18 protein-coding genes and 1 pseudogene are annotated in these 21,894 nt (G+C 57.8%); 11 read left to right on the plus strand and 8 right to left on the minus strand.

What is annotated here, in order from left to right; all coding sequences use genetic code 11:
- Window positions 1–35 precede the first annotated feature (35 nt).
- Both gbcA and BLT55_RS33570 read right to left on the minus strand, forming a co-directional pair.
- The gene (gene gbcA, locus BLT55_RS23500; protein WP_054999600.1) at window positions 36–1,334 is read right to left on the minus strand and encodes a glycine-betaine demethylase subunit GbcA; all 1,299 of its coding nucleotides are present in this window, start codon (window positions 1,332–1,334) and stop codon (window positions 36–38) included.
- Between the two features lie 23 nt (window positions 1,335–1,357).
- A complete protein-coding gene (locus BLT55_RS33570; protein WP_156357518.1) occupies window positions 1,358–1,495 on the minus strand; it encodes a hypothetical protein in 138 nt (45 codons plus the stop codon).
- A gap of 148 nt (window positions 1,496–1,643) precedes the next feature.
- On the opposite strand from BLT55_RS33570, the gene gbcB reads away from it, so the two are divergent.
- Complete coding sequence (gene gbcB, locus BLT55_RS23510; RefSeq protein WP_054999599.1) at window positions 1,644–2,741, plus strand: glycine-betaine demethylase subunit GbcB; 1,098 nt, start codon at window positions 1,644–1,646, stop codon at window positions 2,739–2,741.
- A gap of 129 nt (window positions 2,742–2,870) precedes the next feature.
- On the opposite strand, the gene BLT55_RS23515 is transcribed toward gbcB, so the two are convergent.
- Both BLT55_RS23515 and BLT55_RS23520 read right to left on the minus strand, forming a co-directional pair.
- Window positions 2,871–3,137 (minus strand): hypothetical protein, encoded by a 267-nt coding sequence (locus tag BLT55_RS23515; protein WP_054999598.1) that lies wholly within the window; start codon window positions 3,135–3,137, stop codon window positions 2,871–2,873.
- Between the two features lie 123 nt (window positions 3,138–3,260).
- Window positions 3,261–3,491 carry a DUF6124 family protein gene (locus BLT55_RS23520; protein WP_054999597.1) on the minus strand — a complete coding sequence of 77 codons (231 nt, stop codon included), beginning with the start codon at window positions 3,489–3,491 and terminating at the stop codon, window positions 3,261–3,263.
- Window positions 3,492–3,871: 380 nt separating this feature from the next.
- Here BLT55_RS23520 and BLT55_RS23525 point away from each other — a divergent pair, with 380 nt between their 5' ends.
- Window positions 3,872–4,708: a 23S rRNA (adenine(2030)-N(6))-methyltransferase RlmJ gene (locus tag BLT55_RS23525; RefSeq protein ID WP_054999596.1), complete on the plus strand. Its 837-nt coding sequence runs from the start codon at window positions 3,872–3,874 to the stop codon at window positions 4,706–4,708.
- A 78-nt stretch (window positions 4,709–4,786) separates the two neighbouring features.
- On the opposite strand, the gene BLT55_RS23530 is transcribed toward BLT55_RS23525, so the two are convergent.
- Window positions 4,787–7,885: an autotransporter domain-containing protein gene (locus BLT55_RS23530; protein WP_054999595.1), complete on the minus strand. Its 3,099-nt coding sequence runs from the start codon at window positions 7,883–7,885 to the stop codon at window positions 4,787–4,789.
- Window positions 7,886–8,104: 219 nt separating this feature from the next.
- Here BLT55_RS23530 and BLT55_RS23540 point away from each other — a divergent pair, with 219 nt between their 5' ends.
- The 7 genes and pseudogenes from BLT55_RS23540 to BLT55_RS23575 all read left to right on the plus strand — a co-directional run.
- A complete protein-coding gene (locus BLT55_RS23540; RefSeq protein ID WP_054999594.1) occupies window positions 8,105–9,001 on the plus strand; it encodes a TauD/TfdA dioxygenase family protein in 897 nt (298 codons plus the stop codon).
- A gap of 16 nt (window positions 9,002–9,017) precedes the next feature.
- A complete protein-coding gene (locus BLT55_RS23545) occupies window positions 9,018–9,878 on the plus strand; it encodes an ABC transporter ATP-binding protein (protein ID WP_054999593.1) in 861 nt (286 codons plus the stop codon).
- A gap of 276 nt (window positions 9,879–10,154) precedes the next feature.
- On the plus strand, window positions 10,155–11,021 hold the full coding sequence (locus tag BLT55_RS23550; protein ID WP_054999592.1) for an ABC transporter permease: 867 nt from the start codon (window positions 10,155–10,157) through the stop codon (window positions 11,019–11,021).
- A gap of 38 nt (window positions 11,022–11,059) precedes the next feature.
- Entirely contained in the window at window positions 11,060–12,079 is a 1,020-nt protein-coding gene (locus tag BLT55_RS23555; protein WP_054999591.1) for an ABC transporter substrate-binding protein, read from the plus strand.
- A 352-nt stretch (window positions 12,080–12,431) separates the two neighbouring features.
- Complete coding sequence (locus BLT55_RS23565) at window positions 12,432–13,856, plus strand: IS1182-like element ISPsy6 family transposase (protein ID WP_055001182.1); 1,425 nt, start codon at window positions 12,432–12,434, stop codon at window positions 13,854–13,856.
- A 408-nt stretch (window positions 13,857–14,264) separates the two neighbouring features.
- Window positions 14,265–14,468 carry a DUF6124 family protein gene (locus tag BLT55_RS23570; protein ID WP_055000632.1) on the plus strand — a complete coding sequence of 68 codons (204 nt, stop codon included), beginning with the start codon at window positions 14,265–14,267 and terminating at the stop codon, window positions 14,466–14,468.
- A 111-nt stretch (window positions 14,469–14,579) separates the two neighbouring features.
- Window positions 14,580–15,084 (plus strand): annotated as a pseudogene (locus BLT55_RS23575) (RHS repeat-associated core domain-containing protein); the annotation flags it as partial.
- Window positions 15,085–15,343: 259 nt separating this feature from the next.
- On the opposite strand, the gene BLT55_RS23580 reads toward BLT55_RS23575, so the two are convergent.
- The 3 genes from BLT55_RS23580 to BLT55_RS23590 form a co-directional block, all read right to left on the minus strand.
- Entirely contained in the window at window positions 15,344–16,321 is a 978-nt protein-coding gene (locus tag BLT55_RS23580; protein WP_007247761.1) for an IS5 family transposase, read from the minus strand.
- A gap of 106 nt (window positions 16,322–16,427) precedes the next feature.
- Window positions 16,428–17,531, minus strand: coding sequence for an IS5-like element ISPsy19 family transposase (locus tag BLT55_RS23585; protein ID WP_074800988.1), 1,104 nt, complete (start codon window positions 17,529–17,531; stop codon window positions 16,428–16,430).
- A gap of 206 nt (window positions 17,532–17,737) precedes the next feature.
- On the minus strand, window positions 17,738–18,715 hold the full coding sequence (locus tag BLT55_RS23590; protein ID WP_007247761.1) for an IS5 family transposase: 978 nt from the start codon (window positions 18,713–18,715) through the stop codon (window positions 17,738–17,740).
- A 165-nt stretch (window positions 18,716–18,880) separates the two neighbouring features.
- Between BLT55_RS23590 and BLT55_RS23595 the strand changes: the two genes are divergently transcribed.
- Window positions 18,881–19,954, plus strand: a complete 1,074-nt coding sequence (locus BLT55_RS23595; RefSeq protein WP_004663932.1) for an IS630 family transposase — start codon at window positions 18,881–18,883, stop codon at window positions 19,952–19,954.
- An 859-nt stretch (window positions 19,955–20,813) separates the two neighbouring features.
- A complete protein-coding gene (locus BLT55_RS23605) occupies window positions 20,814–21,812 on the plus strand; it encodes an RHS repeat-associated core domain-containing protein (protein ID WP_223862761.1) in 999 nt (332 codons plus the stop codon).
- Window positions 21,813–21,894 lie beyond the last annotated feature (82 nt).

A 21,894-nucleotide genomic window follows, 5' to 3' on the forward strand; every position in this document is an offset into this window, starting at 1 on the left:
GTCTGCCTTGTAGGATCGCGTTGGCGGGATAATCTCTACTCGTGATTCACCGCCACACCTTTGAGGTAAGGAGCTGGCTCTGCGCCAAGGTTTTCCAGCATGCGCGCGCTGTACCAGTCGATGAAGTTGACCACGCCGAACTCATAGGTTTTCGAGTACGGGCCGGGCTGATAAGCGGTGGAGTTTATGCCGCGCTGGTTCTCTTCGGCCAGACGGCGGTCCTGATCGTTGGTGGCATCCCAGACCTGACGCATGCGCGCTACGTCGTAGTCCACGCCTTCCACTGCGTCCTTGTGGACAATCCACTTGGTGGTGACCATGGTTTCCTGCGCGCTGATCGGCCACACGGTGAACACGATGATGTGATCGCCCATGCAGTGGTTCCAGGAGTGGGGCAAGTGCAGGATGCGCATCGAGCCCAGTTCCGGGTTCTGGATGCGGCCCATCAGTTTTTTACAGCCGACCTTGCCGTCCATGGTCATAGAGACGGTGCCCTTGAGCAGCGGCATGCGCACGATACGGTTACGCAGGCCGAAGCTGGCGTGGGCGTAAGGGATTTTCTCGGCGTCCCACGCAGCGGCTGATGCGGCGACGTGGTCCTTGAACGCCTGATCGGCACGCGGGTCGGTGACGTCGTCCCATTCCAGCAGGGTCTTGAGCAATTCCGGGTGTGCACCGCCGCAGTGATAGCACTCGCGGTTGTTCTCCAGCACCAGCTTCCAATTGGCCTTCTCCATCAAGGTGGTTTGCACCGCCACCTTTGTGTTCTCCATGTCATAGGGTTCCATGTAGTGCTTGAGTGTCGCGAGGAACTCATCAATGGCAGGCGGGTTCTCCGCCAGGCTGATAAAGATGTAGCCGCCTGCAGTCTTGACGTGCACCGGCTTGAGGCCGAACTGCTTCATGTCGAAGTCGTCGCCCATTTCCGTGCCGGCATACAGCAGACGTCCGTCCAGTTCGTAGGTCCATTGATGATAATGGCAGACCAGTTTCGCGACTTTGCCTTTCTCGGCGGTGCACAGACGTGAGCCGCGATGGCGACACACGTTATGAAACGCGTTGACTGCCCCGTCCGGGCCGTGCACCACAAGGATCGGGTTCTTGCCGATCTGCAGTGTCAGGTAGTTGCCCTTGGTCGGGATTTCGCAGGTCATCCCGGCAATCAGCCATTCCTTGTGGAAAATTTCCTGCATGTCGATTTCGAACAGCCGTTCATCACTGTAAAAAGGCTGCGGTAGCGAGTAGGTGCGCTCGCGGCTCTGCAGCATTTCTGCAGTGGCCTTGCGTGCAGGTTCCAGCGGATCGCCCAGGCTCAAGGTTGCGGTGACGTCCATCGTTAAAATCCCTCATGACCGCGTCATGGGCGGCCTGCGAATGTGGCTGATACGGTTGTTGTCGCGTTGCACGCAAGACGCTGGATCAGTCGTTCATGCGGATTGCCCTTGATGTCGAGTGTGTAGCCGGGCGCAGGGCGAACCTTATCCATGGGCGACATGGCCGAATCCGTTCCCGACGCGAGAGCCCTTGTTCTTCGGGGCTGGTCGCGGTAAGTACGTGAATGTCGTTGATAGGTAAACGGCCGCCTCGCGCGTTACGCAGAATCCGCAGTATGAGAGGCCGACAGTCGGCTGTGGAGATCGAGTATGTCCCAAAGTTTCCTGAGCCCGGTCACGACCCAGACTTGGGCCAACGGGCGTCACCAGGTGCGCGTCGTCAAAGTCATCCAGGAAACCTGGGATGTACGCACGTTCTGCTTCATGGCCGACCAGCCGATCATGTTTTTCTTCAAGCCCGGGCAGTTCGTCACCCTGGAGCTGGAGATCGACGGCGTGCCGATCATGCGTTCGTACACCATCTCCAGTTCGCCGTCAGTGCCCTACAGTTTCTCGATCACCGTCAAGCGCGTGCCGGGTGGCAGGGTGTCCAATTACCTGCATGACACCTTGCACGAAGGGCAGGAGCTGGCAGTGCACGGACCGGTCGGGCTGTTCAATGCCATTGATTTCCCGAACCCGAAAATTCTCTACCTCAGTGGCGGTGTAGGAATTACCCCGGTCATGTCCATGGCACGCTGGTTCTACGACACCAATGCCAATGTCGACATGGTCTTCGTGCACAGCGCGCGCTCGCCCAAGGACATCATCTACCACCGCGAACTGGAACACATGGCCTCGCGTAACAACTTCAGCCTGCATCTGGTCTGTGAAAAACACGGGCTGGGCGAGCCCTGGGCGGGTTATCGCGGTTACCTGAACCAGAAGATGCTCGAACTGATGGCACCTGACTTCATGGAGCGCGAGGTATTCTGCTGCGGGCCGACGCCTTACATGACGGCGGTCAAGCGTCTGCTGCTGGAAAACGGTTTCAACATGGCGCAGTACCATGAAGAATCGTTTGGTGCGACGCCGCCTGAAGCAAGGGCCGATGCCGTCGAACAAGCCGAAATCGCTGCCGACGCCCCCGATGTCGACGCCGCTGATCTGCATCAGGTGGAATTCACCGACACCGGCAAGAGCATTCGCGTGGCCCCGGGCGAAACCGTCCACGCCGCCGCCGCCAAGCTCGGCCTGATGATCCCCAAAGCCTGCGGCATGGGCATCTGCGGCACTTGCAAGGTCATGAAGCTGAGTGGCGAAGTGGAAATGGAGCACAACGGTGGCATCACCGACGAAGATGTTGCAGAGGGCTACATCCTGTCCTGCTGCAGCGTGCCGAAAGGGGATGTGCGGATCGAGTATTGAGACAGGACGCAGAGCGTCGGACGATAGTTGAGATTATCGTTCCGCACGCTCCAGCGTCGGAATATATTGCGTGACGCTCTGCGTCACAGGTTCTGCGCTGCGCCGCGTAGTCAGGGTTTTGCTGGGCCTTCATGCCCCATTCTGACTCTGCCTGAAAGCCGCCAACGCAGGCAGCAATTGCTGGTCGATGGCCTGGCGGACGGCGGGGAGGAGGGTGGCGCTGCCGGTCAGGAGCTGTTCTACCATGCGGCGCAAGGCGGTGGCGCGTTCTGCGTTGAGGCCGCATACCGCTTGTGCGCATGCTTGTTCGGCTGTGGTGCCGCCTGGCGTTTCGAACCCCAGAGCTCTGAGCTGGCCAAGCAGGTCTTCCTGGTCAATCAAGTCCGCGTGCATCATGGCGTCTGTTCCTGTGATCGGGCTTTTTTCCGATTCTGGTAGGACGACGGGCTGCGGGCAACCCCCGCCTATCACGCGTGGCCGGATTGGCTACACGCACGTCGTTTTCAGTTCACGGCGCGGTCATGGGGCCTGGGGATTGTCTATCGTGCTGTCGATCATCACTTTTGCCATTTCCACCAGATGCATGATCGACAGCGTCATGTCTCGTTGCGTACCGGTCATGCTGTCGCTGAACTCGGCGGCGCTGGTCATGGCGCAACGCAGCAGGTCACTGGCGTGCATGAGTGCGTCTTCATGGCTGATGTTCGGATTAGCACTGAAGAGGGGCAGGTCGGGGACGATTTTCAGCATGTGAGACTCCTGATCGATCACTGGAAGGTCGTCACTCCGGCTACTGATCTGAAGGTGGCGGCCGAACGCAGGTAGTAGCCCGGTGATTAGGAACCGGTGCATCCGAAGACGCCCCACGCACGGCCACCATAGAGAGGCAGGCCGTAAAAAAGCGCCTTGCACAAGGTGGCGCATTGCGCCTGATCACATCGAGGGCTACTAATCCTCATCGCTGAATATGCAGCGACCGGCGCAGAGTAGAGATTGAAATCGGCCGGCACAATAGGCCGCGAGCTTCTCGGAAATTTCCTTCAAGCTAAAGAGACGAGTCCTGCAAATGCGCGACAGATTCTTGTTCATTGTTCAGGTTTGCTAGACTGCGCAGCTTGCCAGGAGCTGCCATGAATTACCGTCACGCCTACCATGCCGGCAACCACGCCGATGTGTTCAAACACCTCACGCTGACTCGCTTGATCGCCCTCATGGCGCGCAAGGAGCAGCCATTCGCCTATCTCGATACCCACGCCGGTCTCGGTCTTTACGACCTCAAGGGCGATCAGGCCACTCGCACGGGTGAATGGCTCGAGGGCGTCAGTCGTTTGTGGAATACCGAAGACTTGCCTGCGCTGGCGGCCGATTATCTGCAAGTGCTGCACGACATGAACCCTGATGGCGAACTACGCTACTACCCCGGCTCGCCCGAACTGGCCCGCCGCTTGACCCGCGAGCGCGAGCGTGTACTGCTCAACGAGAAGCACCCTGAAGACGGGCGTCTGCTCAAGGAAAACATGAAGGGCGACCGCCGCGTGGCGGTGCACTTGGGCGAAGGCTGGCATGTGCCGCGTGCCTTGCTGCCGGTCGCTGAAAAGCGCGCGATCATGCTCATTGACCCACCCTTCGAGCAGCTCGACGAAATGAAACGTTGCGCCGTCGCCCTCAAGGAAACCATCGGGCGCATGCGTCAGACGGTGGCGGCGATCTGGTATCCGATCAAGGACCCGCGTCTGCTGCGGCGCTTTTATCAGGATCTGGCAGACACCGGCGCGCCGAAGCTGCTGCGCGTCGAGCTGTACGTCCATCCGCTGGACACCCCGGCGAGCCTTAACGGCTCAGGCCTTGCCATCGCCAACCCGCCATGGGGCCTGGAAGAAGAGTTGCGCGAGCTGATGCCGTATCTGGCCGGGAAGCTGGGTCAGACCCAGGGCGGCTGGAAGATGGACTGGTTGATTGCGGAGTAAGTGAGCAGGCCTTGAGTGCCCGAAGGGCGCAGCACGAGTGTCGATTATCCTATCGACTCTCGTGCTGTGACGTCAGGCTCAGAACGCCAGCGTCACCCGTGCATTCAGCGTCTGATCAGACGCATCGCTGATCAACTGACCGTTGTAACTCACCCCGACGCTCAGCGTGTCGCTTAACCCCAGATCGACACCTGCGCCGAGCACCGCGGCACTGCGCGAGATCGGTGCCCCGGACAGTTCGAAGGTATCGCCGCCGCTGAAGGCTGCGCGGCTCTCTGGCGTCACGTCGCCGTAGGCACGACGCCAGCCCAGTGTCGCGTTGGGTTTGATCGCAACGCTGCCCGCATTCAAGCGAGTGGCGGCACGCAGGCCGACGGTGCTGAACGTGATGCTGTTGTCCTGAGACTTGTTCTCCAGTCTGACTGCGTTGCTGTTCTCATCGAAGGCGTCCGTGTCCAGTCGCACATGCGCGAGGTTGGCGAAGGGCTCAAGCTGCGCGTTGCCCAGCTCGATGGCGTAACCCAGCTCGCCAAACACCTGATTGGTCGCCGCTTTGTAGTCTTCTTTGAAATGCTCGGAAGAGCCCGGCAAGTCCAGTGTGCGCTTGGCTGTCAGCTCGTGCCAGGTGTGTACCGCGCCGAGGCGCAGGCCAAGCTGGCCCCATTTGGCGCCGGCATAAACGCCCAGATGGTAATTGTCGCTGTCAGTAGAGCCGGAGGCATGCCGCAGATCGAAGCTGCTGTTGCTGAAACCGGCCAGCGCGCCCAGACGCCAGGTGTCGTCGAGCGGCACGTCTGCGCCGAACAGCAGGCCGCTGGTATGCGTGTCGAGGCCCGACACATCACGAGTGCTTTCGGTCTTGCCGGTCGCGCCAATGGCCTGAGTCCAGACCACGCCACGCGTGTCATCACCGGCGAGAGTTTGTGTCGTGCTGCCGAATACGGGTGCCGACTGCGCTTGCTGCAGGCGATCGTTCATGGCGTTGCGCACCAGGCGACTGTCTTCGATCAGCGCCGATTGCGTCGACGCATGCAGCTCATTGGACAGTGCCTTGAACGTGGCCTGAGCGGTTGACGCGTCATCCTGCACCACCTGACGCCAGAGCGCATTGCCTGCGCCAGCGCTGTCCAGACCTTGCGCGACGGCTCGTGCATTGCGGCTGGTCGCCAGGCTGGAGAAGGTTCGTGCGTTACGGTCCAGCGTCAGCCCGACATCGGTTGCGGTGTAGTTCAACGTCGGGGTAAGGAAGGCGAAATTGGTTTGCACGGTGGCAAACGCACCACTCACGCCGCCGGCTGCCGAGAGGATCGAGTAACGGCTCGCGGCCAGCCAGTTGCCGCCTTCGACCAGTGAGAGTGTGCTGTTATTAATCGTCGCCCGGCCGCTGGCGACGATGCGGTCGGCATTGCCATTGGCGTCTGACTCGACCTGATAGACCGAGCCCTGAGCAAGGTTTACATCACCGTTGACGTTCAGTTGCCCGACCGAGTTGCCCGGCGCAACCACGCCGCTCTGCGCGACATTGATGCCGCCGACTGAGCCGTTGCCGCCCAGCGTTGCGCCTTGCTGCACGCTGACGATGGAGTTACCGAGGTTACCGTTGACCGCCAGACGACCCGCTTGCACGGTTGTCGCGCCGGACAGGCTGTTGTTACCGGTCAGGTTCAGCGAACCGGCACCACGCTTGATCAACGCACCGCTGCCTGCCAGCGTGTTGGCCAGGGCGTCGTTGGTCGATTGATCGACCACCAGCGTCGCGTTGTCGGTGATCGTGCCGCTGCCAAAGGCCTGAGCGTGACCGGTCAGCACGCCGCCGTTGATCACGGTGCCGCCCGAGTAGGTATTGTTGCCGGTCAGCATCAGGTTACCGGTGCCGTTCTTGATCAGCGCGCCGCTGCCGCTGATGTCGTTGCGCCAGGCGTCGATGGCGTTATAGCCGCCCAGGCTGGCGTTCATGTTGACCGTGACGTTGGCATTGAACGCTGCGTAGCCATCGCCTGCTGCGTACAGGTTCAGACGGCCATAGCCGCCGGACTGATCGATCACCGCGTAGCCCGACGAAATTTCAGTGGTCGCCAGGATCTCGCGGCGCTGACTCGCGTCCAGATACGGGAAGCGTGTTTCCAGCAACACTTCGGCGCTGACCGGCACTACGGGGGCCAGGTTGGTCGGGCCAACCGGGTCGAAGCCATAGGTCATGCGCGAGGTGTACAGCGCCTTGTCCAGCGCGTGTTGGGAGGTGCGGTCGGTGGCCGGGTCGATGGTTGCCATGCAATTGTTGACGTCGCCGCCGCACTGCGCGGTGAAATAACTCAGTGCCTGGGCGCGGGCGTCGGCGCGCAGTTGCGCGTTGGCCGGGTTGGACAGGTTGTCGATGGCAAAGTAGGTGGCGGTGATGCGCCCGCCCATCACGTCGAACGGCGAGTGCATGCCGGCTTCGATGCGGTTGTTGCCAATCTCCGAGGCGCGCAGCATCAACTCGCTGAAACGCTCAGGGATGGCGTAGCCCAATGCGTAGGAAGACAAATAGGCTGCGTTGGTATGCCCGCTGGGGAAACCCGAGTCGCTGGCTGGCGTGGTGCTTTGCGCCGGGCGCAGGGAAGGTGCAACCACGAACGCCAGGCTTTGCCCGTCCAGACTCTGACGCCACGGGCGCGGGTACAGATAATGAGACTTGGCCGGCGTGGTGGACGCATCGTTGCGCACGGCACCGACCAGATCGACCACCTTACCCAGCGCCGACGTCGAGCTGCCTGCGCCATTGCCCTTGTCGTCGTATTTGACGGTTTTGTTGCTGTCATCGAATTGCGTGATGGTGGTGAAAGCGCCAGCGCCTGCTCTGTAGGCCGCGGTCAACGAGCCCAGGCCGCTGGTGGCGCTGTAGCTCTGGTCACGGCGATCATCGAAATAGGCGGCGGTTTCCTGAGCCAGCGTGCGCGAGTTGGCGCGGTCAACCACGATTTGCAGGTTGCGCCGCAGCAGGCTCTGCCCCAGCGCGGTCGGTGTGCCGGTATCCCAGGTCGCACCGGTGGTCCACAACGTGTCGAACCCGGAAAGCAGATCGACGCCGTTGATCCTGTCGTCACCTGAGCGTCCTGCCGCATGCACTGAAACGGCCAGCATGGAAAGTATCAGGGACGACACCATGATCTGGGCAACCGGTTTATTGCATCGCATAGCGTGCGCCTTCACTCAATTCGAATAAGGCGCAGACCCTAGCAAGCAGGTCTTACACTGAGATGTATCTGCCATGACACATTTGTGGTGGTTGAGGGTGTATGCCGGATCGATGGAGCATACAGCGCTATCGATATTCTCTAACGGTATTTAAAATCTCTTTCTTATAGCTATACAGTTCCTTCTTTCAGTCATGCACGTTCTGGAGTCGGAGTTCTCATGCCAGCAGCCTCCCTCGCTTCATCGCCCACTCACATCGCTTCACAAGCGTTTGATGTGCGTCCATTCACCGACAGGGTGGGCGCGGAAATCGTTGGGCTGGACCTGTCCAGACCGCTGAACGATGTCGACTTCGCACGCGTGCATCAGGCGCATCTGGATCATCATGTCGTGGTGTTTCGTGACCAGCACATCACGCCGCAACAGCAGGTGGATTTCAGCCGTCGCTTTGGTGTGTTGCAGATCCACGTGCTCAAGCAGTTTCTGCTGGCCAATCACCCGGAAATCCTCATCGTTTCCAACATCGTCGAGAACGGTCAGCCGGTAGGTCTGGGCGATGCCGGTAAATACTGGCATTCGGATCTGTCCTATAAAGAGCTGCCGAGCCTGGGCTCGATGCTGTACGCCCAAGAGCTGCCGAGTGAAGGCGGCGATACGCTGTTCGCAGACATGCATCAGGCCTGGGATACCTTGCCGCAACACTTGCGCGATGCGGTTGAAGGGCGCTTTGCTGTTCACAGTTATACCGCGCGCTACGCCGAGGGCCATAACGCGGCCAATTGGCGGCCGACCCTGACGGCAGAACAACTGGCACAGGTGGTCGAAGTCAGCCATCCGGTTGTGCGCACTCATCCTGAAACCGGTCGCAAGGCGCTGTTTGTCAGCGAGGGCTTCACCACGCACATTCTCGGCCTGCCGGAAGACGAAAGTCAGCAGATTCTCCTTGAGCTGTACGCCCACAGCGTGCGCCCCGAGCATATCTATCGCCACCAGTGGCAAGCCAACGACATGGTGTTCTGGGACAACCGTTCTCTGATTCACTTGGCCGCCGGTTGCCCGGCCCATCTGCGCCGCAAACTGCATCGCACGACCATTCAAGGCACTGCGCCGTTTTGATTCAGGAGAGCCGTTCATGAATGCTGTCGCGCAAGGCCACACGGTCAGCACGAGCGCCCAACCGCAAGAAGCGCTGTTGCAGGTTCGCGGCGTCAGCCTCGAATACCGCACGCCAGAGCGCGTGGTGCGGGCGACGCATCAGGTCAGTTTCGAGATCGACCCTTCTGATCGCTTCGTCCTGCTCGGCCCGTCCGGCTGCGGCAAGTCCACGCTGCTCAAAGCGGTGGCCGGGTTCATTCAGCCCAGCGAGGGCGAGATTCGTCTGGCGGGCAGTCAGGTCACCGAGCCCGGCCCTGATCGTATCGTGGTGTTTCAGGAGTTCGACCAGTTGCCGCCATGGAAAACCGTGATCGAGAACGTCATGTTTCCACTGCTGGCGTCACGCACCTTGAAACGGCCCGAGGCACTGGAGCGCGCCCGTTATTACCTGGAGAAAGTCGGTCTCAGCGCATTTGCCGACGCCTATCCGCACACCTTGTCCGGCGGCATGAAAGCCCGTGTGGCGATTGCCCGCGCCTTGGCCATGCAGCCGAAAATCCTGCTGATGGACGAGCCGTTCGCCGCGCTGGACGCACTGACCCGCCGCAAGATGCAGGAAGAGCTGCTGGAGCTATGGGATGAAGTGCGCTTCACGTTGTTGTTCGTCACGCATTCGATCGAAGAAGCGCTGGTGGTGGGCAATCGCATCCTGCTGTTGTCGCCGCATCCGGGCCGTGTGCGCGCGGAAATCAACAGCCACCAGTACGACCTGAAAAGCCTCGGCGGCGTCGGCTTCCAGCAAACCGCACAGCGCATTCATCGCTTGTTGTTCGATGAAGGTGATGCCGGGACCGTCGAGCAGGAATTGAATTTTCAGGATATCCGGATTGCTTATTGATACGTGATTAATCGTTCGCTCTGCGCTCATCGTTATGCACTGGTATTGATACTCCGAAAACCGGGCTTCTGTGGGAGCGGATCGGTTGACGCTTCGCTTGTCCGCGAAGACAAGCTTCTGTGGGAGCGGACTTGTCCGCGAAGACGGTATTTCAGACGATGCATCTTCGGAGAATGTACCGGACCTTTCGCGAACAAGTCCGCTCCCACGTGACCATAAGCGCTCCAGAGCATTGGCACGACAGTCACAAACTGATTACTACCGAGAACCTAAACCATGAGCCTCGCACCGCCTGTTCGCGAAGAATACGAAGTCACGCTGGAGCCTTTCACGCAGGAAGACCTGGCCCGCGACCTGCCGCTGGCGCAGCGCATCTGGCAACTGGGCTGGGTGCGCAAAAGCGTGATCATGATCGCTCTTGCAGTGATCTGGGAGCTGGCTGCGCGCCTGCAAAACAACGACCTGCTGCTGCCGGGTTTCCTGCAAACGGCCGCCGCTTTTTATGACGGGCTGATCTCCGGCGAGCTGCCGAGCAAGGTGTGGATTTCCCTGACCGTGCTGATTCAGGGCTACCTGATCGGCATCGTGCTGGCGTTCGTCCTGACCACGCTGGCCGTGTCCACCCAGTTGGGCCGTGACCTGCTCACCACGCTGACCGCCATGTTCAATCCGCTGCCGGCCATTGCCTTGCTACCGTTGGCGCTGTTGTGGTTCGGGCTGGGGCAGAACAGCCTGATCTTCGTGCTGGTACATTCGGTGCTGTGGGCGCTGGCGCTCAATACCTACGCGGGTTTTCTCGGTGTCTCGGAAACCCAGCGCATGGCCGGGCGCAACTATGGCCTCAAGGGTTTGCGCTTTGTCTGGCATATCCTGATTCCCGCCGCGCTGCCCTCCATTCTCGCCGGCCTGAAAATCGGCTGGGCCTTTGCCTGGCGCACCCTGATCGCCGCCGAGCTGGTCTTCGGCGCATCGTCCGGCAAGGGCGGTCTGGGTTGGTACATCTTCCAGAATCGTAACGAGCTGTACACCGACAAAGTCTTCGCAGGCCTGGCAGCGGTGATCCTCATCGGTCTGCTGGTCGAGAACCTGCTGTTCGCCAACATCGAGCGCCTGACCGTCAAGCGCTGGGGCATGCAGCGTTGATTCGCCGTCTTCTTTTGAATAATCAGGGTGAGAACAACATGACAACTGCATTTCACCGCCCGGCACTGAGTGTGCTGGCAGCCACTCTCGGCCTGTTCGGCGCACTGGTCAGCAGCGGCGCGCAGGCGGAAGGCAAGATCAGCATTGCTCAGCAATTCGGCATCGGCTATCTGATCCTCGACGTGGTGCGCGATCAGAAACTGATCGAAAAGCACGGCAAAGAGCAGGGCCTGGACATCAAGGTTGACTGGAACAGCATCTCCGGCGCCACGGCAATGAACGAAGCGCTGCTGGCCGGTGCCCTGGACGTGGTGTCGGCAGGCGTGCCACCGATGCTGACCATCTGGGACCGCACCAAGGGCAAGCAGAACGTCAAGGCCATCGCCTCGCTGGGCTCGATGCCCAACTACCTGCTGACCAACAACCCCAACGTGAAAACCATCAAGGACTTCACTGACCAGGACCGCATCGCCGTGCCTGCTGCTGGCGTGGGCTTCCAGTCGCGCACCTTGCAGATCGAGACGGCCAAGGTGTTTGGTAACGACAACTACAAGAAATTCGACAACATCTCGGTGAGCCTCGCGCACCCGGATGCCACCGCAGCATTGCTGGCGGGCGGTTCGGAAATCAACTCGCACTTCTCCAGCCCGCCGTTCCAGTACCAAGCGCTGGAAAACCCCAACGTCCACAAAGTGCTCAGTTCCTATGACGTGCTCGGCGGTCAGGCCACGTTCAACATGCTCTACACCACCGAAAAATTCCACGACGAAAACCCCAAGACCTACAAGGCGTTCTACGACGCGCTGGCCGAAGCCGAGAAGATCATCAAGGCCGACAAGCCCGCTGCCGCGCAGACCTACATCCGCGTCGAGCAATCGAAGCTGCCGCTGTCGCTGGTAGATAAGATCGTTTCCGACCCGGAAATCGACTTCACCATCACCCCGCAGCGCACCTTCATCTACGCCGAAAAACTGCATGAACTGGGTGTGCTGAAAAACAAGGCGGCGAGCTGGAAGGACTACTTCTTCGAAGAAGCGCATGGCACCGAGGGCAGCTGATCGGCGCGGTTTGAAGATGACGCGGAGCGTCATGAAGGGCATTCCCACGCGGAGCGTGAGGAACGATAATCTCAACTATCGTGCGGCGCTCCGCGTCGCATGCCGTTCTGGACGCTCCGCGTCCTCTTGGCGACGCAGAGTGTCACGAACGGTAGGTTGTCCGGGAGATCACTTATCGTTCCAACGCTCCGCGTAGGAATGCCGTTCTGGACGTTCTGCGTCCTCTTCTGAAAGAATCAGGTTACTTCTGCTCACGAAAAACCTGTCCTGCACAGACTGTGTGAAAACCTAGCAATCTGCGCAGCGCTCAAAGAAAATGCTCCGTATCGAAAGATACAGAGCATTTTTCGTTATGGCCTACATCCAAGGTGAGTCCCGCAGCCAGACCAGCCTATTCCCGGTCTCGCTGGAAGAGTTGATCCCCGAGGATCACCTCGTTCGTGTCATTGACCTGTACGTTGCCAGGCTCGATCTGGTGCAACTGGGCTTCGATAAAGCGATTCCAAAAAGCACGGGGCGCCCTGCTTATGATCCCGCCGATCAGCTAAAACTCTACCTCTACGGCTATTTTCAGCGGATTCGCTCATCGCGACGTCTTGAAGCCGAGTGTCAGCGCAACATCGAAGTGATGTGGCTGATCAACCGGCTCAAGCCCGACTTCAAGACCATCGCCGATTTTCGCAAGAACAATAAACCCGCCTTCATCGCGACCTGCCGTGCTTTCGTTCGGTTTTGTCGCACGGCAGGCTTGATCGCCGGTGAGTTGGTGGCCATCGACGGCAGCAAGTTTCAGGCGGTCGCATCCTCACGGCGTCATGTGAATTTGAAGCAGCTCAAGCGCCAGGAAGAAAAACTGGATAAGCGCATCGCTCAGTATCTGGCCGAGCTGGATGAGGCCGACAAGGCTGAAACCACAGATTCAATTGATCGCAGCGCAATCAAGGTAGCCCTGGCACAGCTTGAGGCTCGACAACAGGATAATCAGAGTTGCCAGGCACTGATGCGTTCGATGGGCATCGAGCAGTTCAACACCCATGAAAGCGATGCCCGAATGATGCGCACGGCCAAAGGGCCACGTGTGGCCTACAACGTGCAAACCGTCGTGGACGCCGAGCATTGCCTGATTTTGCATCATGAGGTCACCCAAGATGGCGATGACCGAAAGCAACTGGAGCCGATGGCCAAGGCCGCCAAAGCAGAGTTACAGCAAGATGATCTGACGGTCACTGCCGATGCCGGCTACTCCAATGGCAAGCAGTTTCAGGCCTGCGAGGATGCTTCGATTACGGCCTATGTACCGCCCAATCGTTCGAAAAACCCTGGCAGTCAGGAAGAGCAGCTCTTTGAGCGAAAAGACTTTATCTATGAGACCGGACACGATCGTTTCCAGTGTCCGGCAGGCAAATGGTTAACGCTAAAACAGCACAACAAAGGTGATCGGATCTATCAGGCTGAGGTCGATGACTGCGCCAACTGCGCGCTGAAAACGCAATGCACTCGAGCCCGGCGCCGTTATGTCTCACGACATGCCCATGAAGAGGCTTTCGAGCGGATGGAGCAAAGAATGCAGGCGCATCCTGAGATGATGGCCAACCGAAGATCCATCGTTGAGCACCCCTTCGGCAACCTCAAGCAATGGCTATTTGGTAATGGCCGTTTCTTGCTGCGACAACTGGAGGGTACAAAAGCTGAAATGGCCTTGGCGGTGAATGCCTATAACCTGAAACGAGCGATTAAAGTGCTCGGTGTGCGCCATCTGATGGCTTTGATGGGCTGAGCGGACATTTTTTTCGTCTGCTGCCAATACAAAAAAAACGCCCCGAACAAGTCGGGGCGTTTGCTTGGGCCTTCATCAGTGTGTTTTCACACAGTCTGTGCAGGACCTTTCTTTCAGTCTTTTCTCTTTCCTGTGTATGACCTTTCCTAGAAAATCCCGGGCCCTTGCGCCTGCCACATCTGCACACCAGGCTGCGTCGGTCGCTGATTTCAGCGATCGGGTTTAGCAGCCTGTTTGTGGATTACAAGTGGCGCAAGTGCCGTTTATGGCGGCTTTGCGTGGGGCACCTTCGGGTGCGCCGGTTGCTTGCGCTTGTTCCACACCGGTCTGCTAACCCGCGTCAAAGTCGCCACCCTTGTTTGTTTAGCAGCAAGCATCGAGTGGTCTTGTCAGCTAAAGGAATAAGCGATGATCAACTCAACCCCGTCCCCGCCGCTCCCCAACTCTCTTGAAGATTCCCTGATACAGGTCAGCGAAATACTGCGCTGTGCCTCTGCTACCGCTTACGAAACCGGTGACAACCTCGATGGCCTGAAACGTGATCTGGCGTTCTCGGTGGTGCATCTGATCAACATGGCCAAGGCCGAGCTGGAATGTGTTCAGAGCCACTGACAGCCCCTGACGCAACCTAGCAGTTCTACGAGTAGCCGCTGCGGTCCCGGCAATGCATTGTGTGCCTGAAGAGGCCTGCCTCGCTGATCAAGACCACTCCGGTTACCCGCCATGCGCCAGCAAGCTACCCTGTGCCGTTACCGCTATGACGCGCTTGACCGGCTCGCGACTCGTACGCCGATGGCGGGTGCCATTGCCCGCTCGTTCTATCAGTCCGAGGCCTTGGTCAGCGAGATTCAAGGTGCAGAACACCTTCGATTCCTGCGTCACGGCCGTCAAGTGCTGGCCACACAGGCAGCGCTTGCCACGCTGTTGATCGGCTCAGACCGACAGCACAGCGTGTTACACACCGTATCGGCCAACTTGCCTGACCCTATCGCCTACACACCCTACGGGCATCGGCAAGCGTTGCACCAACTGCCAGGCTTCAACGGTGAGCGGCCTGACCCGTTGACCGGTCATTATCTGCTGGGCAACGGCTATCGCGCCTACAACCCCGTTCTGATGCGTTTCAACAGCCCTGACAGCCTCAGTCCGTTTGGCAAGGGCGGAATCAACGCGTATGGGTATTGTGCGGGGGATCCGGTCAATCGATCTGATCCCACGGGGCATGGACTCGTTGATGATGTGCAAACGTCCATCTACCTTGGCGCAGCCCTTTTTACCGGAGTTATTGGTCTTCTGATGGCTCGTTCGTCTATAAAGGCTGTGCTAAAGGGAGTGAAGCTAGGGAGACGCTGAACAATTAACCCGTTCGCACCGTCCCCATTTCCAAGCCGGTTTTTTTCAACCTGCCGGCCTTATTTTACGTTTCTCGAGCAGATTTCTGCCCTCATTTTGCTGAAAGGCGGGCCAGTCCCGCCTTTCAGATGGATTTATCCTGCCGTCTGTTGTAAATACCGCTTGGCCAGCATCAGATTGGCCAACCCAAACAAACTGAACAACTGCGCTGTATTCTTTTCCAGCCCACGGTAGCGAACCTTGCGATGATTGAAGCGCACCTTGATTACCTGGAAGGGGTGCTCGACCTTGGCACGCAGTTGCGCCTTGGCATATTCAATTTTGCGCTTGACCCGATACAGCACGCTGCCTTCGCCGTGCTGCTTGTAACTGCTTGGCCGTTCTGCAATCGACCAGATAACGTCCCGTTCAGCATGCTCCGGTCGCTTGGCCGCACCGGTGTATCCAGCGTCACCCGAAACATAGGTTTCGTCACCGTGAAGCAACTGGCCAACCTGGGTGACATCCGCCACGTTAGCGGCCGTCCCTACTACGCTGTGCACCAGCCCCGACGTGGCGTCTACACCAATGTGGGCCTTCATCCCAAAGTGCCATTGATTGCCTTTCCTGGCCTGATGCATCTCAGGATCACGCTTGCCTTCTCGGTTCTTGACCGAGGGCGGCGCGGCGATCAGAGTAGCGTCGACGATAGTGCCTTCCTTGAGCAGCAGCCCCCGGCTGGCCAGATGCTGGTTAATCGTTTCAAACAGCAGCCGGGTTAGCTGATGGACTTCCAGCAAGCGGCGAAAACGCAGCAAGGTGGTGGCATCCGGTGCAGACTCGCGACCCAGGTCGATACCCATAAAACCGCGGATGGCCTGGCTGTCGTAGACGGCATCTTCGCAACCTTCATCGGAGAAACCGAAACACTGCTGCACGACGTACATGCGCAACATGCGCGACACCCCTATCGCAGGGCGTCCGCGCTTGCCTGCGGTGTTGCTATAAAACGGCGCCACTTGCGCCTCCAGCAGGGCCCAGGGCACCAACTGTTCAAGGTCAGCCAGGAAGCGATCTCGGCGAGTCTGCTTTTTCTTGCCGGTATATTCGAGTTCGGAGAAGGTCTTCTGCACGCGCGTAACGCTCACGGAGAGGGAGGCTGTTGAAGGAACTTAGTGTGCCAAGGGTGGGGACAGTTGGCTATTTTTGCAGCGCCTCCCTAGGAGGGTGTAGACAAAATCATGTAGTGAGTCGGCGCGCGAGTATTCGAGCCTCGGCCAACCAAACCCATGCCTCGCTTACCGCAAAAAGGCGATCATGATGCATGATCAGTCGCCGAGCTCTCTCATTCCAGGCATGAGTTCGCTCCACTACCCATCGCTTGGGCATGACCACAAATCCAGTCTGAACAGGCTCCACGGAAAATAGATCGCCTTGTTCAGAGTGCCATTGCCCTGTTCTTCTGTTATTCGGGCCACGGATCACTTGAACATCGATAGCGTGCAGTTGATGGGTGCGCTGTGCCCATTTTCCTGCGTACGCACTATCAACAAAAAGCGTGCTCAGTGACGGATATTTTTCCTTCGAGTACGCCACCGCATCATCCGCCGCGTCACGATCCTGCACGCTTGCAGCACTGATACTGACAGCCAGCAGCAGGCCCAATGTATCGACAATCAGACTTCGTTTACGCCCCTTCACTTTTTTGCCTGCGTCGTAGCCGCTGTCACCGCCTTGAGGAGAACTGCGGGTCGACTGTGAATCCAGGATCGCTGCTGACGGGCTGTCAGCGCGTTCTTCCCGCTCACGCCATTGAGCTCGCAAGCGATCATGCATTTGCTCGAACTTGCCTTGAGCGCTCCACCGGCGGAACGTTTTGTAGACATTGTCCCAATGAGGAAAATCGCGGGGTAGCATTCGCCGTGAGCACCCCGTGCGTACGACATAGCAACAGGCTTCCAGCAACGTGCGCCGAGAGTGAAGCGGTGGCACTCCTCGTCCGCCCTGGCTTTCAAACAGGTCGGCGACCAGTGCCCACTCGGTATCTGTCAAGCAACTCGGATATAGCTGCTCCGGCAGTTGGCGGCGATGGGTTTCATTGTAGCCATAGGCTTTATTAGGTTCAGGTGACTGAAAACTTCCCTTGGCCCGCTGCTTTACACGCGTAATCCCTGCCATTTTCAACGCTTTTGCAAAGGTGTCGGGATGCGCAGTGATACCGGTTTCGGCGAAGAATACGAGCGCCAATTCGGCCTGGCTGGAATAGGGCTGTGCATGAGCGAGTTTCACCAGCACGGGATAGTGCTCGGCGGCAATCGAGCGAGGACGTCCGGTTTTAGGCATGGCTTGAGGGCTATTCAGACAAGGGAGTGAAAGTTTAATTTATTTTGTCTACACCCTCTAGGGAGACGCTGAACAATTAACCCGTTCGCACCGTCCCCATTTCCAAGCCGGTTTTTTTCAACCTGCCGGCCTTATTTTACGTTTCTCGAGCAGATTTCTGCCCTCATTTTGCTGAAAGGCGGGCCAGTCCCGCCTTTCAGACGGATTTATCCTGCCGTCTGTTGTAAATACCGCTTGGCCAGCATCAGATTGGCCAACCCAAACAAACTGAACAACTGCGCTGTATTCTTTTCCAGCCCACGGTAGCGAACCTTGCGATGATTGAAGCGCACCTTGATTACCTGGAAGGGGTGCTCGACCTTGGCACGCAGTTGCGCCTTGGCATATTCAATTTTGCGCTTGACCCGATACAGCACGCTGCCTTCGCCGTGCTGCTTGTAACTGCTTGGCCGTTCTGCAATCGACCAGATAACGTCCCGTTCAGCATGCTCCGGTCGCTTGGCCGCACCGGTGTATCCAGCGTCACCCGAAACATAGGTTTCGTCACCGTGAAGCAACTGGCCAACCTGGGTGACATCCGCCACGTTAGCGGCCGTCCCTACTACGCTGTGCACCAGCCCCGACGTGGCGTCTACACCAATGTGGGCCTTCATCCCAAAGTGCCATTGATTGCCTTTCCTGGCCTGATGCATCTCAGGATCACGCTTGCCTTCTCGGTTCTTGACCGAGGGCGGCGCGGCGATCAGAGTAGCGTCGACGATAGTGCCTTCCTTGAGCAGCAGCCCCCGGCTGGCCAGATGCTGGTTAATCGTTTCAAACAGCAGCCGGGTTAGCTGATGGACTTCCAGCAAGCGGCGAAAACGCAGCAAGGTGGTGGCATCCGGTGCAGACTCGCGACCCAGGTCGATACCCATAAAACCGCGGATGGCCTGGCTGTCGTAGACGGCATCTTCGCAACCTTCATCGGAGAAACCGAAACACTGCTGCACGACGTACATGCGCAACATGCGCGACACCCCTATCGCAGGGCGTCCGCGCTTGCCTGCGGTGTTGCTATAAAACGGCGCCACTTGCGCCTCCAGCAGGGCCCAGGGCACCAACTGTTCAAGGTCAGCCAGGAAGCGATCTCGGCGAGTCTGCTTTTTCTTGCCGGTATATTCGAGTTCGGAGAAGGTCTTCTGCACGCGCGTAACGCTCACGGAGAGGGAGGCTGTTGAAGGAACTTAGTGTGCCAAGGGTGGGGACAGTTGGCTATTTTTGCAGCGCCTCCCTAGTGTGCTGTTCGCGAAATATCTTTTCGTTATTTTCGGCTACACTTCAGATGTCATCCCAGCCGTGGAGAGCTTATCGTGAGCGCTCTGGACATCACGCTTAGCCTTGAAGAAACGATCGAACTCAAACGACGCGTTCGCTCTGCCACCATACCTCAGCGAGAGGGTCGTCGAGCACGCATAATCCTGCTGGCTGCCGAAGGTGAAACCCGAGACAACATTGCACGTTTGACGGGCTTTTCCTGCCCAACGATCACGCTCTGGTGCCAGCGTTTCCAGGCTCGTCGACTGGACGGACTGGTCGACGAACCTGGGCGTGGACGCAAGTCATCTTTGCCTGCCGAGACAGTTCGCCGTGTCCTGGAACAGGTCACCCGTCCTCGCATCGGAGAACCACGCTGGAGCTGTCGGAGCATGGCAAAGGCGGCGGGTATTTCCTCGACCACCGTCCATAAGCTGTGGGCTGCCAATGATTTAAAGCCCCACCTGACGCGCACATTCAAGTTGTCCAACGATCCGCAGTTTGAGGAGAAATTCTGGGATGTGATCGGGCTTTATCTGGCCCCACCGGATAAGGCTTTAGTGTTGTGCTGTGATGAGAAAAGCCAGGTTCAGGCGTTGGAGCGAACACAGCCGGGTTTGCCTTTGGGCATCGGTCATATCCAGACTAAATCCCATGATTACACCCGTCATGGCACGGTCACGTTATTCGCCGCACTGGATTACCTCCAAGGAAAATTGATCAGCAGCATCGAGCGTCAGCACCGGCATCAAGAGTGGTTGGCCTTTCTCAAGAAGATCAATAAAGAAACGCCCAAACACCTCCAGCTTCATCTGATCGTCGATAACTACGCGACCCACAAGCATGCCGCAGTGAAGGCCTGGCTGGCGAAGCATCCGCGTTTTCATATTCATTTCACGCCGACCTCCAGCTCTTGGATGAACATGGTTGAACGCTTCTTTCGAGACATCACGGTGTATCTTCGCGACGGCAGTTTTGCCTCGGTTCGCGAGCTGGAGAGCTCCATTACAGCGTTCATGGCGTTACGTAATGCTCAGCCGACCCGATACGTTTGGAACGCAAAGGGAGAGGAGATTCTGAACAAAATTCAACGGGCGCGTGAAGCACTTGAAACCGCAGGCAATAAGTAACTTATTTCGAAAACATCACACTAGGGAGGCGCTGATTTATTCGATTTTTCGTCCCTGCAACGCTCTGGAGGCCTTGATTTATCAGGGGGCAACAGCTGGGTTTTAGAATAAATCAGCGTCTCCCTAGGGAGCCGCTGATTTATTCGATTTTTCGTCCCGGCAACGCTCTGGAGGCCTTGATTTATCTGGGGGCAACAGCTGGATTTTAGAATAAATCAGCGGCTACCTAGGTATCCTCTGAAAAAGCCCATTTTTTTGGAGAGGAACCGGGCTGGAGCGCCTGTATTTACTGGCTTCGACTTTTGAAGAAAAGGCTTTTTCAGACCTTCCCTAAAGCCCGATGTAAACGCTATCGATAATGTCCTCTCCAAGACGCCCGCGCTCAGAAGATCGGCGAACACGGCGGAAAAAGTCTCAGGAGCCATTGGTGTCGGGGCGCTTATTGCCAGTGCGACATGGACCGCATCTTATATTGCAGGAAAGTTTGAAAGTAATTCGCTGGCGGTTCGCACGCTGAGAAGCGTTGCTATAGTTGTTATTATCCCTGTCGTCGGGCTGCGTGGCTGGACGTATAATCGTTCCAGACTTGCAGGGCGAGCTGCAAAAAAAGCTGCGAAGTTGGCGCCGATCGCAGTACCTGACGACCGTATCATTCACGCCTCAGGTTCAAGCATTCGGAGCGGCGATCCAGAGATTGAAACAACTTATCTTTGAACGTCCTCTTCGCTCTTTGCATAAACCCTGCCGCTGGTATTTCTACCAGTAGACCGGTATCCCGACCTGGGTCACGCTAAAGCCCTGACTTTATCATCATCAGGGAAAGATAATGGCTACCCTCTGCAAGTAAACCTACGACCCGCTGGACCGTGTGTCCACATTGACCCCGCTGGCTCAGGCCGTCTCCAACCGGTTCTACAGCGGCGAGCAACTGATGACCGAGTTGCAGGGCGACAGGCAACGAAACTGTATCCGCGCAGGCGGCCAGCTATTGGCGCAGCAGAGTCGCGAGGGCGAAGAGGTTGTGACGACGATGATCGCCAGCGACCTGCACAACAGCGTTCTGTACGCGAGCGAAGACGGGAGGCAGGCTGATATCGTCTATACGCCGTTCGGGCATCGTCAAGCCGAGCAGACTATTGCCGATCTACCCGGTTTCAACGGCGAGCAGCCTGACCTGGTAACCGGCCACTACCTGCTCGGCAATGGCTATCGTGCCTACAACCCTGTGTTGATGCGTTTTAACAGCCCGGACAGTTTGAGCCCGTGTGGTGAGGGCGGGTTGAATACGTATGCGTACGGGCTAAACAATCCGATCAAATACATAGACCCGACCGGGCATTTTTCGTCTTTCTTAAGTGGGATTTTGGCAGCTGGGTTATTGCTCACTGGAGGTGGGTCAATTTATGTGTCTACTCACGTAAAAGAATCGAATCCAACACTCAGTGGGGTGCTTATGGGCGTGGGCAGTGCGTTAGCTGTTGTGGGCGTTGGTTTTGCTCTGAGTTCAATTGTAAAGAAGGCTGCTGGAGTGGGGCGTTCAATCCCTAACCTGAAGAGTATCGAGCTTGCTAGACGGAACCGCGGTTTGGCAGTCAGAAATCCGCTAATACTTTCAACTCGACTTCCTGAGCAATCCGCTGCTGGGTTGCAGGCTACACCCTTTACATTGCTACGACCAAAACTATCATCACCAAACGTTGCACCGGCAACGTCGTCTATTCGCAGAGCAGGTTACCCTAAATACAAAACTATAAGAAAGCCTGTTTTTAAAGCGTATTTATCTGGTGTCCACAAGATGCCAACGATTATTGAAGAGTTGCCGACTACCATTCGCCAGGGTACTGAATCGTTGGCTTAATCGATAAGCTACGCTTAATTTCGGCAGTGACGCTCAAGGCAACGTCCCTGCCGAAATTCGAACCGGCAAAACTCAAAAGAAA

It is taken from the genome of Pseudomonas cannabina (genome assembly GCF_900100365.1).
Taxonomy (GTDB): Bacteria; Pseudomonadota; Gammaproteobacteria; order Pseudomonadales; family Pseudomonadaceae; genus Aquipseudomonas; species Aquipseudomonas cannabina.

Excerpts from the sequence above, each read along its gene's own strand:
- gbcA (WP_054999600.1), bottom strand. The coding sequence starts at position 1,334 with ATGGACGTCACCGCAACCTTGAGCCTGGGCGATCCGCTGGAACCTGCA.
- BLT55_RS33570 (WP_156357518.1), bottom strand. The coding sequence starts at position 1,495 with ATGTCGCCCATGGATAAGGTTCGCCCTGCGCCCGGCTACACACTCGAC.
- gbcB (WP_054999599.1), top strand. The coding sequence starts at position 1,644 with ATGTCCCAAAGTTTCCTGAGCCCGGTCACGACCCAGACTTGGGCCAAC.
- BLT55_RS23515 (WP_054999598.1), bottom strand. The coding sequence starts at position 3,137 with ATGATGCACGCGGACTTGATTGACCAGGAAGACCTGCTTGGCCAGCTC.
- BLT55_RS23520 (WP_054999597.1), bottom strand. The coding sequence starts at position 3,491 with ATGCTGAAAATCGTCCCCGACCTGCCCCTCTTCAGTGCTAATCCGAAC.
- BLT55_RS23525 (WP_054999596.1), top strand. The coding sequence starts at position 3,872 with ATGAATTACCGTCACGCCTACCATGCCGGCAACCACGCCGATGTGTTC.
- BLT55_RS23530 (WP_054999595.1), bottom strand. The coding sequence starts at position 7,885 with ATGCGATGCAATAAACCGGTTGCCCAGATCATGGTGTCGTCCCTGATA.
- BLT55_RS23540 (WP_054999594.1), top strand. The coding sequence starts at position 8,105 with ATGCCAGCAGCCTCCCTCGCTTCATCGCCCACTCACATCGCTTCACAA.
- BLT55_RS23545 (WP_054999593.1), top strand. The coding sequence starts at position 9,018 with ATGAATGCTGTCGCGCAAGGCCACACGGTCAGCACGAGCGCCCAACCG.
- BLT55_RS23550 (WP_054999592.1), top strand. The coding sequence starts at position 10,155 with ATGAGCCTCGCACCGCCTGTTCGCGAAGAATACGAAGTCACGCTGGAG.
- BLT55_RS23555 (WP_054999591.1), top strand. The coding sequence starts at position 11,060 with ATGACAACTGCATTTCACCGCCCGGCACTGAGTGTGCTGGCAGCCACT.
- BLT55_RS23565 (WP_055001182.1), top strand. The coding sequence starts at position 12,432 with ATGGCCTACATCCAAGGTGAGTCCCGCAGCCAGACCAGCCTATTCCCG.
- BLT55_RS23570 (WP_055000632.1), top strand. The coding sequence starts at position 14,265 with ATGATCAACTCAACCCCGTCCCCGCCGCTCCCCAACTCTCTTGAAGAT.
- BLT55_RS23585 (WP_074800988.1), bottom strand. The coding sequence starts at position 17,531 with ATGCCTAAAACCGGACGTCCTCGCTCGATTGCCGCCGAGCACTATCCC.